The 19,496-nt window shown below is 31.6% G+C and carries 15 protein-coding genes; 7 read left to right on the top strand and 8 right to left on the bottom strand.

Annotation, left to right across the window (positions count from 1 at the left end):
• Positions 1-45: 45 nt before the first annotated feature.
• Positions 46-1,362 (bottom strand): hydroxymethylglutaryl-CoA reductase, degradative, encoded by a 1,317-nt coding sequence (locus LG45_RS06115; RefSeq protein ID WP_035125502.1) that lies wholly within the window; start codon positions 1,360-1,362, stop codon positions 46-48.
• Positions 1,363-1,531: 169 nt separating this feature from the next.
• Here LG45_RS06115 and LG45_RS06120 point away from each other — a divergent pair, with 169 nt between their 5' ends.
• The 5 genes from LG45_RS06120 to LG45_RS06140 all read left to right on the top strand — a co-directional run bounded on the left by LG45_RS06120 (position 1,532) and on the right by LG45_RS06140 (position 9,297).
• Positions 1,532-3,700: a S9 family peptidase gene (locus LG45_RS06120; RefSeq protein ID WP_035125504.1), complete on the top strand. Its 2,169-nt coding sequence runs from the start codon at positions 1,532-1,534 to the stop codon at positions 3,698-3,700.
• A gap of 47 nt (positions 3,701-3,747) precedes the next feature.
• On the top strand, positions 3,748-5,454 hold the full coding sequence (locus LG45_RS06125) for a peptide MFS transporter (RefSeq protein ID WP_035125506.1): 1,707 nt from the start codon (positions 3,748-3,750) through the stop codon (positions 5,452-5,454).
• Between the two features lie 78 nt (positions 5,455-5,532).
• Positions 5,533-7,191: a peptide MFS transporter gene (locus tag LG45_RS06130; protein WP_035125508.1), complete on the top strand. Its 1,659-nt coding sequence runs from the start codon at positions 5,533-5,535 to the stop codon at positions 7,189-7,191.
• 2 nt (positions 7,192-7,193) lie between these two features.
• Positions 7,194-8,705, top strand: a complete 1,512-nt coding sequence (locus LG45_RS06135) for a peptide MFS transporter (RefSeq protein WP_035125510.1) — start codon at positions 7,194-7,196, stop codon at positions 8,703-8,705.
• 49 nt (positions 8,706-8,754) lie between these two features.
• Positions 8,755-9,297 carry a thioredoxin family protein gene (locus tag LG45_RS06140; protein WP_035125512.1) on the top strand — a complete coding sequence of 181 codons (543 nt, stop codon included), beginning with the start codon at positions 8,755-8,757 and terminating at the stop codon, positions 9,295-9,297.
• Here LG45_RS06140 and LG45_RS06145 read toward each other — a convergent pair whose 3' ends face one another.
• The 5 genes from LG45_RS06145 to surE form a co-directional block, all read right to left on the bottom strand.
• Positions 9,298-11,262, bottom strand: coding sequence for a ComEC/Rec2 family competence protein (locus LG45_RS06145; protein WP_240471830.1), 1,965 nt, complete (start codon positions 11,260-11,262; stop codon positions 9,298-9,300).
• A gap of 127 nt (positions 11,263-11,389) precedes the next feature.
• The gene (locus LG45_RS06150; RefSeq protein ID WP_035125515.1) at positions 11,390-11,866 is read right to left on the bottom strand and encodes a C40 family peptidase; all 477 of its coding nucleotides are present in this window, start codon (positions 11,864-11,866) and stop codon (positions 11,390-11,392) included.
• Between the two features lie 46 nt (positions 11,867-11,912).
• The gene (lpxB, locus tag LG45_RS06155; RefSeq protein ID WP_035125516.1) at positions 11,913-13,025 is read right to left on the bottom strand and encodes a lipid-A-disaccharide synthase; all 1,113 of its coding nucleotides are present in this window, start codon (positions 13,023-13,025) and stop codon (positions 11,913-11,915) included.
• Between the two features lie 2 nt (positions 13,026-13,027).
• A complete protein-coding gene (locus LG45_RS06160) occupies positions 13,028-13,300 on the bottom strand; it encodes a hypothetical protein (protein WP_035125518.1) in 273 nt (90 codons plus the stop codon).
• A gap of 15 nt (positions 13,301-13,315) precedes the next feature.
• Positions 13,316-14,086 (bottom strand): 5'/3'-nucleotidase SurE, encoded by a 771-nt coding sequence (gene surE, locus LG45_RS06165; protein WP_035125519.1) that lies wholly within the window; start codon positions 14,084-14,086, stop codon positions 13,316-13,318.
• Positions 14,087-14,263: 177 nt separating this feature from the next.
• On the opposite strand from surE, the gene LG45_RS06170 reads away from it, so the two are divergent.
• Positions 14,264-16,534: a carboxy terminal-processing peptidase gene (locus LG45_RS06170; protein ID WP_035125520.1), complete on the top strand. Its 2,271-nt coding sequence runs from the start codon at positions 14,264-14,266 to the stop codon at positions 16,532-16,534.
• A gap of 60 nt (positions 16,535-16,594) precedes the next feature.
• Here the strand turns inward: LG45_RS06170 and LG45_RS16045 are convergent, their stop codons facing one another.
• The gene (locus tag LG45_RS16045) at positions 16,595-17,152 is read right to left on the bottom strand and encodes a hypothetical protein (protein ID WP_052087509.1); all 558 of its coding nucleotides are present in this window, start codon (positions 17,150-17,152) and stop codon (positions 16,595-16,597) included.
• A 90-nt stretch (positions 17,153-17,242) separates the two neighbouring features.
• Between LG45_RS16045 and LG45_RS06180 the strand changes: the two genes are divergently transcribed.
• Positions 17,243-18,076, top strand: a complete 834-nt coding sequence (locus LG45_RS06180; RefSeq protein WP_035125521.1) for a DNA/RNA non-specific endonuclease — start codon at positions 17,243-17,245, stop codon at positions 18,074-18,076.
• 154 nt (positions 18,077-18,230) lie between these two features.
• Here the strand turns inward: LG45_RS06180 and rodA are convergent, their stop codons facing one another.
• Positions 18,231-19,496, bottom strand: a complete 1,266-nt coding sequence (gene rodA / locus LG45_RS06185) for a rod shape-determining protein RodA (RefSeq protein ID WP_035125522.1) — start codon at positions 19,494-19,496, stop codon at positions 18,231-18,233.

Genomic DNA, 19,496 nt, shown 5'->3' on the forward strand with positions numbered 1-19,496 from the left:
GCAGGAAAATGGATTATTATAAATGCGCAAGCCATTCGCTTCTAATTATTTTCTTAAATTTTCAATAAATGACACAACCGAAGCATGAGAAATGGTTTTGTTTTCAAAATGCTTTTTAATGGTTTTGCGTTCTTCATCAGAAGTCTCAAATTGATTTAAAATATTATTGATGTGCATTTTCATATGACCTTCCTGAATTCCGGTTGTCGTTAACGAACGCAATGCTGCAAAGTTTTGTGCCAAACCAGTCACGGCTACAATTTGCATTAATTGGTGCGAACTTGGTTTTCCTAGAATTTGTAAAGCCATTTTTACCAATGGATGTAATGACGTTAATCCGCCGACAGTTCCAAGAGCTAATGGCATTTCCATCCAAAAAGTAAAGATGCCGTTTTCAATTTTGGCGTGTGATAAACTTGAATATTTTCCAGATCGAGATGCATAAGCGTGAACTCCGGCTTCTACTGCTCGAAAGTCATTTCCTGTGGCTAAAACTACAGCATCAACGCCATTCATAATTCCTTTGTTGTGTGTTACTGCACGAAAAGGTTCTATTTCGGCAATTTTTACCGCTTGAACAAATTTTTCTGCAAACTCTTGCGGATTGTTTATATTTTTTTCTGCCAATTCTTCAACTCTACAAGAAACTTCAGCGCGAACTATGCAATTGGGAACGTAATTCGATAAAATACTCATCACAACTTGAATGTCTTTTTCGTCATCTGAAAAGTCAGAAAAATTTTGAGCTTCTTCTTTTAATGTTTTTGCAAATTGTTCCAAACACGAATTTATAAAATTGGCGCCCATGGAATCTTTCGTTTCAAAAGTGGCATGAAGCTGAAAATAGTTTTCTAGTTCTTTGGTTTTATTTCGAAGTTCAATGTCAAGAATTCCGCCACCGCGTTTTTGCATATTTTTAGTAATGCTATCGGTTTCGGTGTAGAATTTCGATTTTGTTTGCTTGAAGAATTGTTCCAGTTTATCAACATCACCTTTATATAAAAAGTGAACCTGACCAATTTTTTCTGAATTCAAAACGGTTGCTTTAAATCCGCCACGAGTTGACCAGAATTTAGCCGATTTTGCAGCAGCAGCAACAACCGAACTTTCTTCAATTACCATTGGAACCGAATAATAATTTTCGTTGATAAGAAAATTCGGAGCAATCCCCATTGGTAAATAGAAATTGGTTATTGTGTTTTCAATAAATTCGTCGTGAAGTTTTTGAAGACTTTCATCGTTGTTCCAATATTGTTTTATGGTCGCAATGGCATCGGTTGGGCTAGTAAAATATTCAGTAGCAATCCAATTGATTTTTTCTTCTTTGGATAATTTGGAAAATCCTGCAATAGCGTTGTTCATATCGAAATGATTTGGGCTTAATTTTTCACAAAGATACACTTTAGATTTTATTGTAATAATTGGATTTTGATAAATATGTAAGGTCTTAAAATTGCATTTAACATAAAAATAAGTCATTATTTCCAAAAAAATCACTAAAATTGGACTCGTTTTATAATCAATCAAAAATATGATGTCAAAAAAATTACTAGCGCTATTTATTTTAACTAGTTTTTCTGTTATTGCTCAGCAAAAAATCTCCGTTGAAGAAATATATACAGGCGCTTTTCGTACCAAAGGAATGGATGCTTTACAATCCATGAAAAACACAAACCAATACACAGTTCTAAACTCAGATAGAACTTCAAGAACACAGCAAATCGATCTTTATGACTTTGCTACTCTAAAAAAAGTCTCGACTTTAATCGATACAAAATCCTACAAAGATTTATCAGAAGGAATTGATAGTTACACTTTTAGTAACGATGAAAAGCAAATTTTAATTGCAAATAATACCTCTCCAATTTTTCGTCATTCGTTTACTGCCACTTATTATTTGTATAATCTTGCTACTAAAGAATTGACTAAAGTTTTAGAAAATGTACAAGAACCAACTTTTTCTCCAGATGGAACAAAAATTGGATATGCTAAAGAAAACAATTTGTTTATCTATGATATTGCATCAAAAGCAATTACTCAAGTAACGACTGACGGAAAGAAAAACGAAATCATCAACGGAATTACGGATTGGGTTTACGAAGAAGAATTTGCGTTTGTAAGAGCTTTCGATTGGAGTGCCGATAGTAAAAAATTAGCTTTCATTAGATTTGACGAAAGTAAAGTACCTCAATTTTCTATGGATATGTATCAAAAAGATTTGTATCCAACATCACAAACCTTCAAATATCCAAAAGCTGGAGAAAAAAATTCTGAAGTTTCATTACATGTTTTTGAAGTAGGAAGTAAATCAGCTAAGAAAATCAATTTAGGAAACTATTCTGATTTTTATATTGCTAGAATGAAATGGACAAATGATGATAACGTTTTGTCTGCGCAAGTGTTAAATCGTCACCAAGATAATTTAGATTTGATTTTTGTTGATGGAACTACAGGAACTGCAAAAGTGGTTTTGAATGAAAAAGACAAAGCATATGTTGATGTAACTGATAATTTAACGTTCTTAAAAGACAATAGTTTTATTTGGACTTCAGAAAAAGATGGTTTTAATCATATTTATTTGTACGATAAATCTGGAAAATTGAAAAATCAAGTGACTAAAGGAAAATGGGAAGTTACGAATTACTATGGTTTTGACGAAAAAACAAAAACAGTTTTTTATCAATCGGTAGAAAATGGTTCAACCTTAAGAGACGTTTATAAAATTTCGCTTGACGGAAAAAAGAAAGTGAAATTATCTTCTCAAGTTGGAACAAATGGCGCGACTTTTAGTCCCGATTTTACTTACTACATCAACACTTATTCTAGCGTTACAACACCACCAACTTATACTTTAAACAGTTCTAAAGACGGAAAACAAGCTCAAGAAATTGTAAATAATACAGCCTTAGTTGAAAAAATAAAAAAATACGACTTACCAACAAAAGAGTTTTTCGAATTAACAACAGAAAAAGGACATAAACTAAACGCTTGGATGATCAAACCAAAAGATTTTGATGCTAATAAAAAATATCCAGTTTTTATGTATCAATATTCTGGTCCAGGTTCGCAAGAAGTGGCTAATAACTGGTTGGATACAAACGATATGTGGTTTATGATGTTGTCACAACAAGGATACATCACAGTTTGTGTTGACGGTCGTGGAACAGGATTTAAAGGTGCCGATTTCAAGAAATGTACTCAGAAAGAACTAGGAAAATTTGAAGTTGAAGATCAAATTGATGCTGCAAAAGTTATAGGGAATTATGCTTATGTAGATAAATCTAGAATTGGTATATTTGGCTGGTCTTATGGCGGATTTATGTCGAGCAACTGTTTGTTTAAAGGCGCCGATGTTTTTAAAATGGCTATTGCTGTTGCGCCAGTTACAAACTGGAGATTTTACGATAGCGTTTATACCGAAAGATACATGCAAACGCCACAAGAAAATGCAAGCGGATATGATGAAAATTCACCAATTAATCATGTGAGTAAATTAAAAGGAAACTTTTTATTAATTCATGGAACGGCTGATGATAATGTACATGTTCAAAATTCAATGCAAATGATAGAAGCATTAGTTCAAGCTAATAAACAATTTGATTGGGCAATCTATCCAGACAAAAACCACGGAATTTATGGTGGTAAAACCAGAATTCAGTTGTTTAATAAAATGACGAATTACATAAAAGAAAAATTATAAAATTACAACTAACAAACCTATACCTAACAAAATTTAAATAGAATACTATGAGTGAAACAGCAGTAAAAACAGGACATCCAAAAGGACTTTGGGTATTATTTGGAACCGAAATGTGGGAAAGGTTCAACTTCTACGGAATGCGAGCTATCTTGACCTTATTTATGGTGAATGCCTTAATGTTGGGAGAATCAAACGCATCAATTATATATGGAGGTTTTTTAGCTCTTTGTTACTTAACACCACTTTTGGGAGGTTTTATTTCTGATAAATATCTAGGGAATAGAAGTTGTATCATGCTTGGTGGAACTTTGATGGCGATTGGTCAGTTTTCATTATTTTACAGTGCAACTATTTATGATAGTAATTTAGACTTTTCTAAAGCTATTTTCTGGTTGGGTCTATTTGTTATTATTTTCGGAAACGGATTTTTTAAACCTAACATTTCTTCAATGGTTGGTAGTTTGTATCCACCTCAAGAAAAGACCAAATTGGATTCTGCTTTTACCATCTTTTACATGGGAATTAATATTGGAGCTTTATTGAGTCAATATTTTGTACCTCTTTTTGCTGATGTAAAAGTTAATGGAATACAAGATCCTACAGTTTTTAAATGGGGTTATTTAATGGCTGGTATTGCAATGGTTTTAGGAACATTAGTTTTTTTCTTTTTGAAAGATAAATATGTTGTTTCTCCTGATGGAACTGCCATTGGAGCGAAACCTAATAAAGATTCATCAAAAGGCGAAGTCGAAGAACAAGCTAAATTCTCAAGTAAATCAATAGGAATTGCATCAGTTTTATTTGTTGTTTTATTTTTTGCTTTTAGATACGTACTAGTTTCAGAAATTGGATTTAGTAATTTTGAAATTGGAACATTAGTTAAAGGAATCATTTATCCGATTATTTATGGTGCTGGAATTTCATTAGCTTTTTTAATCATGAGTTCTGCTGAAAACAAAATTGAGAGAGAAAGAATTTCGGTAATTTATATTGTTTCTTTTTTTATTATTTTCTTTTGGGCAGCATTTGAGCAAGCTGGTTCATCATTAACATTTATTGCTTCAAATCAAACAGATCGAACTTTTATTTTTGGATGGGATATGCCTGCTTCAATGGTTCAGATTTTTAATGGGCTTTTTGTTGTGTTATTAGCAGTTCCTTTCAGTATAATGTGGGATAGGTTAAGAGCAAAACAGAAAGAACCAATTTCGCCAATGAAGCAAGCATTGGGACTAGCTTTGATTGCTTTAAGTTATTTTATTATAGCGCACAATGTAAAAGATTTAGGGAATAGTGGCTTATTGGCTATAAAATGGTTGGTTTTATTATATTTTATCCAAACTATGGGTGAGCTTTGTTTATCACCTATTGGATTATCTTTGGTTGGAAAGTTAGCTCCAAAACGTTTTGCTTCATTATTATATGGTGTTTTCTTTATTTCTAACGCTGCTGGATATGCTTTAGCTGGTTCACTTGGAGCAATCATTCCTGCTACAGGTGATAAATTTCTAAAAGCAGAAAAATTGGGCGTAAATCTTCAAGATGTTTTAGATAAAAAAGCAACGTTAACAGTTGAGCAAGTTGCGATGTTTGAAAAAGAACAATTACCAACCGAATATACTTCATTTGGAGGTTTTGAAATTCATAGTTTATATGAGTTTTTCATGGTTTTTGTTATTTTATGTGGTATCGCTGCAATAATCTTGGCTCTTTTAACGCCGAAATTAAAGAAGATGATGAATGGTGTGAGATAATCGCATTTTAAAATATTTTTTATATCTTTCAAACCTACAAGAAATCCTTGTAGGTTTGTTTTTTTAAATTGAATTATTATGTGGAAAAGTCATCCTAAAGCATTGCCTTACTTATTTTTATCTGAAATGTGGGAACGTTTTGGTTATTATTTAATGATCGGAATTTTTACACTTTATCTTAAAGATGTTGAAGCAGGTTTTGCTATGACAGAGAAAGAAGCTTCCGATTTATATGGAACTTTCATTGCTTTGGTATTTTTAACGCCATTCATTGGGGGTTTAGTTGCCGACAGATATTTAGGTTACAAAAAATCAATCGTTATTGGCGGATTAATGATGGGCGCAGGTTATTTTATGATGGGAATTCATAGTTTACCGATGCTATATTTAGCAATGACATTAGTAATTGTAGGAAACGGATTTTTCAAACCAAATATCTCAACATTATTAGGTAATTTCTACAACGAAGACCAGTACAAAGAAAAGAAAGACGAAGGTTACAACATTTTCTATATGGGAATTAATGTTGGTGCTTTCATTTGTAATTTTTTTGGTGCGGCTTTACAAATTTTATTGGGTTGGCAATACGCCTTTATGGCGGCTGGTTTAGGAATGTTTATTGGTGTAATCGTTTTCCTTTTAGGGACAAAACATTATGGTGATAAAACCGATAAAAAAGGAATTCAAGAAGGTGATATGCCATTTTCAAAAATCGTATTATACATCTTAGTTCCATCGGTAGTTTTTGGAGTTATTGGTTGGTTGTTAAAAGGAGTGCAATCAGACATAAATCTTGATAGTTCGATTTTTGGTTCAGATAGTACGGATGCATTTATTTTTGCTTGTCTTCCTGTAGTTTACTTTTATGGTAGTTTATATTTCAAAGCAAAACCAGAAGAAAAACGACCAATTGGCGCTTTACTTTCTATTTTTGCAGTAGTGATTTTGTTTTGGGCTGTTTTTAAATTAAATGGTTCTGCATTAACTACTTGGGCAGATAGATATACAGACAGAGAAATAAGTGGAACAACTCAAGCTGTTTTTAGTAATTTAAAATTAGCAAAGGATATTGAATACACAAAAGATTCAACAGAGTTATACGATGCAAGTTTTCGACTTCAAAAAGAAAATGGTGAAGTTAAAAAAGTAGTTGATTATCCAATTTATTTTAGAAATGTAGAAAAAGAGAAATTGCCTCAAGAAGGTTCAACGGTTTCTATTTGGGCAACCAATTTAAGTCAGTCAATAAATCCGGGTTGGGTTATTATTTTAACACCACTTGTTGTAGCCTTTTTTACCTTTTTACGAAGCAGAAAAAAAGAACCTTCAACTCCAACAAAAATTGCCTTCGGATTATTAATTTCAGCTTTATCAGTTTTAGTAATGGTAGCTGCTGTTCACATTGGAAACAATGGTGCAGAAAAAGTTTCGGTTTGGTGGCTTGTTGCCAATTACGGAATTATAACCATAGGAGAATTATTCCTCAGTCCAATGGGATTGTCAATTGTATCCAAATTATCTCCCAAAAACATTACCGCTTTAATGATGGGCGGATGGTTTTTATCGACATCAATCGGAAATAAATTATCTGGAGTTTTAGCAAGTATGTGGGATACTTATGACGATAAAGCCAATTTCTTTTGGGTAAACTTCGGATTATTAATGTTTGCGACAATTTTAATGTTTGCTTTAGTGAAAAATCTAAATAAAGTAATGAAAGACCACGGAATCAATTAATTATGGAAATCAATCAGTCAATAGAAGAAATTCAAAATTTTAAAGGAAAATATCCAAAACAACTTTGGTATTTGTTCTTTAGCGAAATGTGGGAACGTTTTTGTTTCTACGGAATGCGCGGAATGCTAGTGGTTTTTATGGTGAACCATCTTGCAATGGATGAAAAAACTGCCAATTTACAATATGGTGCAACGCAAGCTTGGGTATATGCGTTCACGTTTATAGGTGGATTGTTCGCTGATAAAATCTTAGGACTAAGAAAATCACTCTTTTGGGGAGGAATCCTTATGATTATCGGAAGTGTAATTCTTGCCATTGATCCAAAAAGTTTTTTCTTTATTGGACTAGGTTTTACAATTGTAGGAACTGGTTTTTTCAAACCAAATATTTCTTCTATGGTAGGTCAATTGTATAAAAATGACGATCCAAGAAGAGATGCTGGATTTTCATTTTTTTACATGGGTGTAAATCTTGGAGCGTTAATTGGAGGTTACATTTGTATTGCTGTAGCAGAAGGTTCCATGTGGCAATCCGTAGTTCCAGAAAATTTAAGATGGAATGTAGGTTTCGGATTTGCAGCAGTCGTGATGATTATAAGTTTACTAACATTCACTCAAACTCAAAAAAGTTTAGGTCCAATCGGTCTTTCGCCCTTAATGGATGTTGAAAAATCTAAGAAGAAAATACTTGAAATAGCAACTTACGCAGGCTCACTTATTATAGTTCCAATTATAATAATTATGGTTGCAAATACAAAGTATACCGATTATTTCATGATGTTTATTGGTCCAGCTTCCATTTTGTACTTGTTTTATGAAATGAAGAATTTTTCATCTGCCGAAAATAAAAAACTTTTAGCAGCTTTAGTTTTTATCATTTTCTCTATTTTCTTTTGGGCGTTTTTCGAGCAAAGTGGTGGTTCTTTAAGTTTATTTGCCGCGAATAATTTAAATAATGATATTTTAGGAGTAGAGTTAAGTCCGAATGGAGTTAATAATTCTGCAAATTCATTTTTTGTAATTGGTTTTGCAGCTTTAGTCGGGTTAGTTTGGCTTTGGATGGCAAAACGAAAAATCGAACCTAATACTGTTATAAAATTTGGATTGGCATTTATATTTCTTGCAGGCGGTTTTTGGATATTTTATTATACCAAATTCTTTGCCGATTTAAACGGAAGAACTTCATTAGGAATTTTTACTTTTGGATGGTTCATCATCACTTTTGGGGAACTTTGTTTATCGCCAATCGGAATGTCGGCCATGACTAAATTATCTCCACAAAAAACACAAGCCGTAATTATGGGAATGTGGTTTTTAGCAAGTGCTTACGGTCAATATTTCGCTGGATTACTTGGTGCAAATATTGCAGAAGCATCAGAAAACGCAACTAATTTAGAAAAACTAAACGTATATGCTGATGGATATTATCAATTGGGGATTTATGCATTAGTTGCTGGAGTTGTATTAATCGCGATTTCACCACTTATTAAAAAACTAATGCAAGAAGTAAAGTAGCCGACATTTTTTGGTACTATTTTTGAATATATTTGTAAAAAAATAAAACATGGAGAAATTTATAATTGCAACTTTCCTTTTTATTGGAAGTTTTGCAGCTCAAGCACAAGAAGGTTTAACTTGGCATACCAATATTGACGAAGCAATTGCTGTTTCTAAAGTAGAAAACAAACCATTATTTCTATTTTTCACAGGAAGCGATTGGTGTGGATGGTGTATTCGTTTACAAAAAGAAGTTTTTAAAACTCCAGAATTCACAACTTGGGCAAAAGAAAAAGTTGTTTTGGTAGAATTGGATTTCCCAAGAAGAACACCTCAAAGCGATGCTATAAAAATGCAAAACAATTTATTGCAACAATTCTTCCAAATTAGAGGATATCCATCGGTTAGATTAGCTAAAGCTGGAGTTGCAACTGATGGTAAAACAAGTTTTGAGTTATTGGGCGAAACAGGTTATGGAGCAGGTGGACCAAATGCATGGTTGAAAGGTCCAGAACAGATGGTTACAAAATTTGTTCCTTACACAGATGATGAGCAAAAGGCAGCTAAAAAAGCTTTGAAAAAGAAAAAAACAGCTGATAAAAAAGCATAATTATAATTTATAAAATCCCTTTTCTGTAGTATCATGAAAAGGGATTTTTTCCTTACTGCAAGTTGCTTTCCAAACTTTAATGTAGGATTTAAAATTTGCAGCGTCAACAACTACTTGTTTAGGTTTCCATTGTTTAAAAATACGTTCTAGATTTACTTTTGGGGAATTTGTAATGACTAAAACATCGGGTTTTTCATTGGCTAAATAAACGGCAGAGCTGTCCATCAATAATATCTTTTTGTCTTTAAAATAGTATAAATTTGATAAAGATTTCTTCTTTTCGATTTTACAATAATTTGCTACTAAATACGATTTTAAAACTAAATTATCATCAGTAGTTTTTAGAATGCTATCATTGCTGTAAAGCGTTACTTTATCACCTTTTCTTTCGGTAATTATAGTGCTTTTCTTTTTGTTGAAAACAATAAATTCTTCTTTATTCTGACTCGAATATTTGGCTTGAATAGAAATTATTTGAACTAAAATCAAGGCAGATAAACTTAGTGTTAGTTTATTAAATGTAGGCTTTTTCGAATAAATTACAAGTCCGAAAATCAGTAAATAACTACTCCACAACATATAAGAATTTAGCGGAATATCTTTAAAAATAAAATCTTCAAAAGAGGCAACCCAAGCTATAATTTTGTTTAAAAACCAAATACTGTATTCTAATAATTTCATCATTGGATACCAAACCACATTCACAGATGCTAAAATCATTACAACAACACCGATGCCAAGAATTAGACTTAGCATTGGCAAAATCACAATATTAGTAACAAAAAATAATCCCGGAAATTGATGAAAATAATAAATACTTAAAGGTAAAGTTCCGATTTGCGCTGCAAATGAAACCGTGATAATTTCCCAAAAATAATTAACGACTTTATATTTTGGTGTCCAAATTGAAGCTAAAAGTGGTTGCAACCAAACGATAAAAAACAGTGCAATGTAGCTCAACTGAAATCCAATATCAAACAAAAAGGAAGGTTGAAATAGCAGAATTAGTAATGCAGAAACCACTAATGTATGATAAATATTTACGCTTCTTCTGAGGAACATTCCAATGGCTACAAATGAAAACATAGTTACCGATCGGACTACAGATGGCGCCAATCCTGTTAAAATCCCAAACATCCACAGTGATGCAATTACTATTATCAGTTTTATGATAGAGCCTTTTTTATTGTTCGGAATAGGTTTTAATAAAAAAGTAATAAACAATAAAATGCATCCAACGTGTAATCCTGATACTGACAAAACATGAATTGCACCTGCATATTGATAATCTTTAATTATTTCTTGCGATATGTCCTGTTGTTGACCCAAAATTAAAGCAACAACAACATTCAACTCTGATTTATTGAAATTATTTTTTTCTAAATTGTAAATAATTCTATTTCTTAGTTTGCTGGCATAATAAGATATCGTTCTGTCAACTTGAGAACCAATTTTAATTTTTGAAGCGTCGGCATAAACTTGCGCATAAATTTGCTGATTTTCTAGATATTTCCCATAATCAAATTGATCTGGATTATTGGGCTTTCTATTTTTGTAAAACGAACCGGCAACTTTTAAGTGCGAACCCATTTCAAGAGTTGGCATCAAGCTATCTTTTCGTATGTTTAAAATAATTTTGCCGTAGCTTTTATGGCTATTTAGTTCAATTATTTTAGCAACATACCTGTCGTTATTAATGGTGTTTTTTAATTTTTCTTTGATAATAATCTCTGCTGAATATTCATTTTCTACTGATTTTAAGTCTTTTAAATAATGACTGGAGTTCAATTTGTCATTATTTAAAACCAGAGTAAAACTTCCGATAAAGAAAGAAGTTATAAGGCAAAATATTCCGAATAATGATTTGTAAACTGTCTTTTTATTTGATAATAAATTGATTATTAAAGTGATAGAGCTACAAATCAATAATAAAATTAATGTCAATAAAAATGTAGGCTTTGACATTTGGGCAAATAAAATCCCAAGTATAAAGCAAAAAGTAATTTTAATTAAAGGAAATTTTAATACTTTCATATTCTAAAAGTATTAAAAAAAAGATAATTCCTACAGAAAAAGTGTAAATATTTAATTTTTATTCAACTATTCTGTTAATCTGAGCAAACGATTTTCGGTAATAATCTTCTTTTGTAGATGAAATTATCACGCCTCGTTGTGTTGATGAATGCACAAATTTGATTTCGTCATCATCAACTTCTGTTATAATTCCAACATGATTTATTTTATTTTTTCCGTTGGTTTTAAAGAAGATTAAATCGCCTTTTCTACAATCATTTTTTTTAATGATTGTACCTTTCTTAGACATTTCATAAGATGATCTAGGAAGTGAAATATGATTTTTTTGAAAAGTAGTAAAAACCAATCCAGAGCAATCATATCCTGCATTGGTTATTCCAGCATATTTGTATGGCGTTCCAATTTTATCGGTAGCATCATCAATTATTTGCTCATTAAATTGAGAAGTTTTTTTCGAATTGCTTGTTGCAGACGATGTCGATTTACAGGAAGTTACTAAAAAAAGTAAGACAAGTAGATAGAGTAGGTGTTTCAAAATAGTCAGTTTTATCTAAAAAAAGAACGTATGAATTTTAAAATTATTATGAAATTTCAGCAACAATTAGCTTTGCAGTTTTTTCACTAGCTCCAATTCCGCCAAGTTTTTGTTCTAATTCGTCGTATTTTTCAAGTAGTTTTTCACGATTATTTTCAGTTAAAATCTTAGTTAATTCAGCTTTAATTTTTATCGGATTACACTCATTTTGAATCAACTCGGTAACTACTTCTTCATCCATAATTAAATTCACTAACGAAATATATTTTAACGTAATAATTCGTTTTGCAATTTGATACGAAACCCAACTTCCTTTATAACAAACGACTTCAGGAACTTTAAAAAGTGCAGTTTCTAGAGTTGCAGTTCCCGATGTAACCAATGCGGCATGAGAGTTGCTCAATAAATCATAGGTTTTATTGGCTACAAATTTTATATTTTTCCCTTTTAGAAATTGCTGATAAAACGAATATTCTTGACTTGGCGCGCCAGCAATTACAAATTGGTAATCCTGAAAATCATTTACAACACTCAACATTAATGAAAGCATTTTAGAGATTTCTTGTTTTCTACTACCAGGAAGAATCGCAATTATTGGTTTTTCGTCAAGATTGTTTTCTTTTCGAAATTGATTTCCATCAATAATTTTTCTAGTATGAATGGCGTCAATTAGTGGATGGCCAACAAACTCTACTGGGAAATGATGTTTCTTTTCATAGAAATCTTTTTCGAATGGAAGAATGACATATAATTTATCAAAATCTCGTTTGATGTCTTTAATTCGATTTTCTTTCCAAGCCCAAATTTGTGGTGAAATGTAATAATGAGTTTTTATACCACGCTCTTTTGCCCATTTTGCAATTCGCATATTAAAACCTGGATAATCAATAAAAATAATCACATCTGGATTAAACTTTGCAATATCAGATTTGCAAAATTTAATATTATTCAATATGGTTTTCAAATTCAGAATCACTTCTGCAAATCCCATGAAAGCCAACTCACGATAATGTTTTACTAAAGTTCCTCCAACACTTTGCATTAAATCGCCGCCCCAAAATCGAATTTCGGCATTAGGATCTTCCTTTAATAATGACTTCATTAAATTAGAGCCATGTAAATCTCCTGAAGCTTCGCCAGCTATAATATAGTACTTCATAATTACAAAAACAAGGTTGATAATGCCAATATAATAGTTGCTAAAATAACGCCACGAGCCATCATTTCTTTATTTTTTTTGAGTAAAATATAAAAAACTACGATGTTTAAAATTGCTCCCAATACAAATACTTTCCCAAGAATTCCTTCAATTCTTAAAAGGTTAAAATCATCAATTAAATCATAATTAGTTTTTATTTTTAAAAATAAATATGACCCAATAAAAGTTGAAACTAATCCGATGAAGAAACCAATAAGTAGATCTGTTTTTTTCATAGTAAATTTATAATATTATAATTCCCAAGTATTTAATGTTTGAATGGCATGATGTGCAGTCAAATCAAATTGAACTGGTACAATTGAAATATAATCGTTTGCCAAAGCCCATTCATCGGTATCTTCTCCTTTGTCTTGATTTATAAATTCGCCAGTTAACCAATAATATTCTTTACCAAAAGGCGTCACTCTTTTGTCAAATTTCTCTTGCCACATGGCTTTTGCTTGACGACAAATTTTTATTCCTTTTATTTCATCCGTTTTTAATTTCGGAAAATTTACGTTTAAAACTGTTCCATCAGGTAATCCATTTTTTAAAACTTCTTGAGCAATTTTCTTCACAAATGGCTTAATCTGGCTAAAATCGGCATTCCAATTATAATCTAATAAAGAGAATCCAATAGCAGGAATTCCTTCAATTCCCGCTTCAACAGCAGCGCTCATAGTTCCCGAATAAATAACATTAATGGACGAATTAGAGCCGTGATTGATTCCCGAAACGCACAAGTCCGGTTTTTGTTTTAAAATTTCATTTACGGCCATTTTTACACAATCTACTGGAGTTCCGGAGCAACTGTATTCTGCAATTGTAGCATCATCGGCAGAAATTTTATTTAAATGTAAGGTATTGTTTATAGTTATAGCATGACCCATGGCGCTTTGCGGACTATCTGGTGCAACTACCACAACCTCGCCAATTTCACTCATAACTTCTATCAACGTTCTTATTCCAGGTGCAGAGATACTATCGTCGTTTGTTATTAAAATTAAAGGTTTCTTAGACATTTTGTTTAAAATTATGATGTAACAAAAGTACTTAAATTAGTACTTATTTACGATACAAATTTTTAACTTTGAACCTTTGTAGGGTTTTGCTTGAGTAAAAAGAATCTGTTTTAACAAAACATTATGCGATATTGCAGTATTGTGGCATAATATTTTATGTAATTTAGTGAAAAATTAATGAATGCAATTATACAGTTTATGAAAAGGAATTATAAAGTACTATTAATAATTATAGCCCTTTCAATTGGGTTATGGAGTTTTATTCCAAGAGCGGAAAAAAATGATCCAGAAAAAGATAAGTTTTTGTTAGAACTGTTGACTTATGTTCTTGAAAAAGGACATTACAATCCTGCCGCATTTGACGATAAACTATCTAAAGGAATTTACAAAGATTATATTGATGCATTAGATCCATCTAAACGATTCTTTTTGCAATCGGATATTGATGAATTTGCTAAATATGAATTACAAATTGATAATCAAATTTTAAATAAGGAACTTACATTTTTTGATTTAACGTATACACGTTTAATGAAAAGAATTGAAGAAAGTAAATCGTATTACAAAGATGTGCTTGATAAACCTTTTGATTATTCAGTAGACGAAGAGTTCAATACTGATTATGAGAAGTTGCCTTATGCCAAAAATGTGTCGGAATTGAAAGAAAAGTGGAGAAAGCAAATCAAACTTTCTACATTATCTACTTATGTTGACAAACAAAAATTAGAAGAAGACAAGCTGAAAGATAGAAATAAAACTGTCGATCAAAAACTTGAGGAATATAAAACCAAAATGGGTTCTAAGTTAACTCCAGAACTTGAGAAAAAATTTGTAGCAAATGCAGAGAAAACTAAAGATGAACCTGCAAAGTCTGATAAAGTTCTTGAAGAAGAAAGTAGAGAAAGTACTTTAAAATCTTTGAATGATTACTACGGAGTTATAAAAGATTTAGACAGACAAGATTGGTTTTCTGTTTACATCAATGCTATTGCGACACGATTTGATCCACATACTTCTTATTTTGCTCCAGATGAAAAAGAACGTTTTGATATTGGAATGAGCGGAAAATTAGAAGGAATTGGTGCTCGTTTACAAAAGAAAAATGATTTTACAGAGATTACAGAATTAATTTCTGGTGGACCAGCTTGGAGAGGAAAAGAACTAGAAGCTGGAGATTTAGTTTTGAAAGTGGCTCAAGGAGACGAAGAACCAATAGAAGTAGTTGGTATGCGTCTTGATGATGTTGTTAAAAAAATTAAAGGACCAAAAGGTACCGAAGTTCGATTAACAGTTAAAAAAACCGATGGAACTTTAAAAGTTATTTCGATAATTAGAGATGAGGTTGAACTTGAAGAAACTTACGCAAAATCTAGTATTATTGAAAAAGAAGGAACAAAATACGGTATTATTTATTTGCCAAAATTCTATATCGATTTTGAAGATAAAAACAGTCGTGATGCTGGAAAAGATGTCGCACTAGAAGTAGAACGATTGAAAGCAGCAGGAGTGAAAGGTATTATTCTTGACGTTAGAGATAATGGTGGCGGTTCGCTTTCTACAGTTGTTGATATTGCAGGATTGTTTATTGAGCAAGGACCAATTGTTCAAGTAAAATCGGCTGCAGGAAAGAAAGAAGTGTTATCAGATAAAGATCCAAAAGTGCAATGGGATGGACCATTAGTAATTATGCAAAATAGTTTTTCAGCATCGGCTTCTGAGATTTTGGCTGCTGCAATGCAAGATTATAAACGAGCAATAATTATTGGTAGTAAACAAAGTTATGGTAAAGGAACAGTTCAAAATGTAATTGATTTAAACCAATTTGTTAGAGGAAGTAATGTAGGTGATTTGGGTGCATTAAAAACAACAACTCAAAAGTTCTATAGAATTAATGGTGGTTCTACTCAATTAGAAGGAGTTAGTAGTGATATCGTTATGCCAGATCGTTATGCTTATTTAAAAATGGGTGAGCGCGATATGGAAAATGCAATGCCTTGGGATAAAATTGATGCTGCCGAATATAAAACTTGGAACAAGCAAAACAATTTTGATAAAGCAATTGCTAATAGCAAAATGAGAATGCAAAACAATCCGCAGATGCAATTAATTGATGATAATGCAAAATGGATTGACGAGAGAAACAATGTAAACGTATACAGTCTTCAAATAAATAAGTTCAAAAACGAACAAAAGAAACTTGAAGAAACTAATAAAAAGTATAAGTCATTGGCCGATTACAATAATAGTTTACCATTTGCATCTTTACCATATGAAGTTGAGTTAATGAAGAAAGATGAAACTTTAAAAGACAAAAGAGAAAGTTGGTTTGAAAGTTTATCTAAAGACGTATATGTAGAGGAAGCGATTCACATCTTAGATGATTTAAACCAAAAACCTGATACAAAAAAAGGATTTACTTCTAGAAGTGATAAAATGATTAAATCGTAATTAGGTTTAAAATAGATTAAAAAAAAACCATCAACATTGTTGATGGTTTTTTTACTTTTATTATCTAAGCTTGCTTACTTTTTTCTGAGCATCTTGAATATCTTCTTCAATTTCTCTAACTTTTAATTGTTGTTTAGTAATTTTTAAGTTAGCTTTTTCAAGTTCTACTGGAGATAGTTTCCCTTTAGAACGATCTTTGTCAAATTTACCTTGGTATTTTTGAAGGTCTTTTTGAGCTTTTTCTAATTTCTTTTGATTCTTAGCAAGCGACTTTTCTGCAGATGCTATTTTCTTTTGCTCTTTTTCAAATTTCTTTTGTTCTTTATCAAGCTTTTTTTGTTGTTTTTCTACTTGACGTTGTTCTTTTTTTAATTTGTCTTCAGCTCTTTTTTTGTCTTTCTCAATTTTTTCTTGCTCCTTTAAAGCTTTCTTGTCATTTTTTAGTTGTTCATCAAGTTGTTTTTTTTCTTCAAGCCTTTGCTTTTCTAAATCAACGGATTTTACTAGAACAGTATCTACGGCTGTAATTGTAGTTGTTGTTTGAATTGGCGTTTCTTGTGCGTAAAAGTTTTGAAAACCTACGAGAAACAAGGCAGATAATACTAATTTAATTTTCATAATGTTCTTATTTATTTTAATGATTTTGATTTATATATTTACTACTTTGCAAATATCATTCCGAAATGGAATTCTCTTATTTATAAAGTTATGAAAAAATATCCGAAAAACCTGCTACTTTTCGTTCTAATTGTAATAATCCATTTGAATTATTCCTGTAAAAGATACGAGGATTTACAAGATTTGGATGTGAATTCGAAAGATACAATAACTCAAAATGACTCATTAGTTTTTAATAATGAGGATTTTAAATATTTTCCTTCATCTACTAATAACGATATTATCACTCATAATAATTACACTTTATCTTATATAGAAAAGTATGAACAAGCCGAATGGGTAGCTTATGAATTAAAGAAAAGTGATCTAAATTACAACAATAATAATTTTGAAAGACCTTTTTTTATTGAAGATCCGCAAGTAGAAAGCGGTTCGGCAGACTGGAGAAATTATAGAAAATCGGGTTATGATAAAGGGCATCTTTGTCCGGCTGGCGATAGGAAGTTTTCTAAAATTGCATTTGATGAAACGTTTTATACTTCTAATATTTCACCTCAAAAGCATGATTTTAATGAAGGTGTTTGGAATAGATTGGAACAAAAAGTTAGGTATTGGGCTGGAAAGTATGATGGCGTTTACGTAGTAACTGGTGGTGTTTTTACTGAAAATATGAAAACAATTGGAAGCGAAGATGTTGCTGTGCCTAATTATTTTTATAAAGTTTTATTAGATACTTCTCGCGAGGAAATTAAGATGATTGCGTTTCTTGTTCCTCATCAAGATAGCGATTTACCTTTGTATGAATTTGTTGTTTCTGTAGATGAGCTAGAAAAAATGACTGGAATAGATTTTTTCCCGAAGCTTGAAGATGCTATTGAAAACAGATTGGAACAAAACGCCAATTATAAATCGTGGAGTTTTTAGCCCAGACCGAAATGGAAAGCAATTTTAAAGAAACGACCAATTTTTGTTAAAGAAAAAAAGCGACCTTAGAAGCTCTTTTTTCTTTTTACAAAAATGGTTGGTGCTTTGAAATTCTTGTAATGTAGTGCTGGATTGGCTTCAAATAAAAATTAAATTACCATTCGTTTACTTTGTTGGCATCCATTTTAAGGAAGATAAACAGTAAAATTGTGAATCCCCAAAGTCCAGAACCACCATAGGAAAAGAATGGCAACGGAACTCCAATAGTTGGGAAAACACCTACAACCATTGCGATATTTACAAAAAAGTGAATGAATAAAATTCCGGCAACGCAATAACCGTAGACTCGACTAAATTTGGTTTTTTGTCGTTCTGCGAGGTAAACAATTCTTAGGATGAGTCCAACAAATAAGCCTATTACAATTATACATCCTAGAAATCCCCATTCTTCACCAACGGTTGTAAATATGTAATCGGTGTGTTGTTCTGGCACAAATCCACCTTTGGTTTGCGTTCCTTCAAGGAAACCTTTGCCAAATAAACCTCCTGAACCAATTGCGATTTCTGATTGATTTGTGTTGTATCCAACGCCTTTCATGTCTACTTCTTTACCCAAAAGTATATTAAATCTATCTCGATGGTGTTGCTTAAATACGTTGTCAAAAACATAACTTACCGAGAATGAAAATGCCGAAACCATGACTAACAAAATGGCACTTGCAATGATGTTTCTATCTACTAATCTGCTTCTAAAATAGTTGATTGCGAGAACAACAACTGTTATTGCGATTACTATAAACGGATTGTTGGTTGCTAAGGTTAGGACAAATAATATTATGGCGATAAAGCCAGTTAATAGATACCAACCTGGCATTCCTTCTCTAAATAATACGATAAAAAAGACGCTGTAAATTAATGCACTTCCTGGATCGGGTTGAGGTAGAATTAGCATTACTGGTAGAAATATTATTATTAATACCTGAATTTGACGGTTTACTTCTTTTAAATTAATTTGTACATCGCTCAAATATTTGGCTAATGCTAATGATGTTGCTGCTTTTGCAAATTCTGAAGGTTGTAAAGTAAAACTTCCAATGGCATACCAACAGCGTTGACCAGCGATGGTTTTACCAAATAAAAATAGTCCTATTAATGATAGAAGAGAAATGGCAAATATTATTATTGCAAATTTTTCATAGAATTTTGCTTCGACAAATAAAACGATGAAAATTAAAGGTATTGTAAACATAATAAACAGAAGTTGCTTTCCGTAAATTTGTGTGAAATCGAAAATAGAAACATCTTCTCCAACAGATGATAACGATGAGGAATAGATATTTAGCCAACCCATAATCACTAAGACAGCGAAGATAATGATGCTTATCCAATCAATATTTTGTGAAATACCTTGATTTTTCAT

This window comes from Flavobacterium aquatile LMG 4008 = ATCC 11947 (genome assembly GCF_000757385.1).
Taxonomy (GTDB): Bacteria; Bacteroidota; Bacteroidia; order Flavobacteriales; family Flavobacteriaceae; genus Flavobacterium; species Flavobacterium aquatile.

Excerpts from the sequence above, each read along its gene's own strand:
- LG45_RS06115 (WP_035125502.1), bottom strand. The coding sequence starts at position 1,362 with ATGAACAACGCTATTGCAGGATTTTCCAAATTATCCAAAGAAGAAAAA.
- LG45_RS06120 (WP_035125504.1), top strand. The coding sequence starts at position 1,532 with ATGATGTCAAAAAAATTACTAGCGCTATTTATTTTAACTAGTTTTTCT.
- LG45_RS06125 (WP_035125506.1), top strand. The coding sequence starts at position 3,748 with ATGAGTGAAACAGCAGTAAAAACAGGACATCCAAAAGGACTTTGGGTA.
- LG45_RS06130 (WP_035125508.1), top strand. The coding sequence starts at position 5,533 with ATGTGGAAAAGTCATCCTAAAGCATTGCCTTACTTATTTTTATCTGAA.
- LG45_RS06135 (WP_035125510.1), top strand. The coding sequence starts at position 7,194 with ATGGAAATCAATCAGTCAATAGAAGAAATTCAAAATTTTAAAGGAAAA.
- LG45_RS06140 (WP_035125512.1), top strand. The coding sequence starts at position 8,755 with ATGGAGAAATTTATAATTGCAACTTTCCTTTTTATTGGAAGTTTTGCA.
- LG45_RS06145 (WP_240471830.1), bottom strand. The coding sequence starts at position 11,262 with ATGTCAAAGCCTACATTTTTATTGACATTAATTTTATTATTGATTTGT.
- lpxB (WP_035125516.1), bottom strand. The coding sequence starts at position 13,025 with ATGAAGTACTATATTATAGCTGGCGAAGCTTCAGGAGATTTACATGGC.
- LG45_RS06160 (WP_035125518.1), bottom strand. The coding sequence starts at position 13,300 with ATGAAAAAAACAGATCTACTTATTGGTTTCTTCATCGGATTAGTTTCA.
- surE (WP_035125519.1), bottom strand. The coding sequence starts at position 14,086 with ATGTCTAAGAAACCTTTAATTTTAATAACAAACGACGATAGTATCTCT.
- LG45_RS06170 (WP_035125520.1), top strand. The coding sequence starts at position 14,264 with ATGAATGCAATTATACAGTTTATGAAAAGGAATTATAAAGTACTATTA.
- LG45_RS16045 (WP_052087509.1), bottom strand. The coding sequence starts at position 17,152 with ATGAAAATTAAATTAGTATTATCTGCCTTGTTTCTCGTAGGTTTTCAA.
- LG45_RS06180 (WP_035125521.1), top strand. The coding sequence starts at position 17,243 with ATGAAAAAATATCCGAAAAACCTGCTACTTTTCGTTCTAATTGTAATA.
- rodA (WP_035125522.1), bottom strand. The coding sequence starts at position 19,496 with ATGAAAAATCAAGGTATTTCACAAAATATTGATTGGATAAGCATCATT.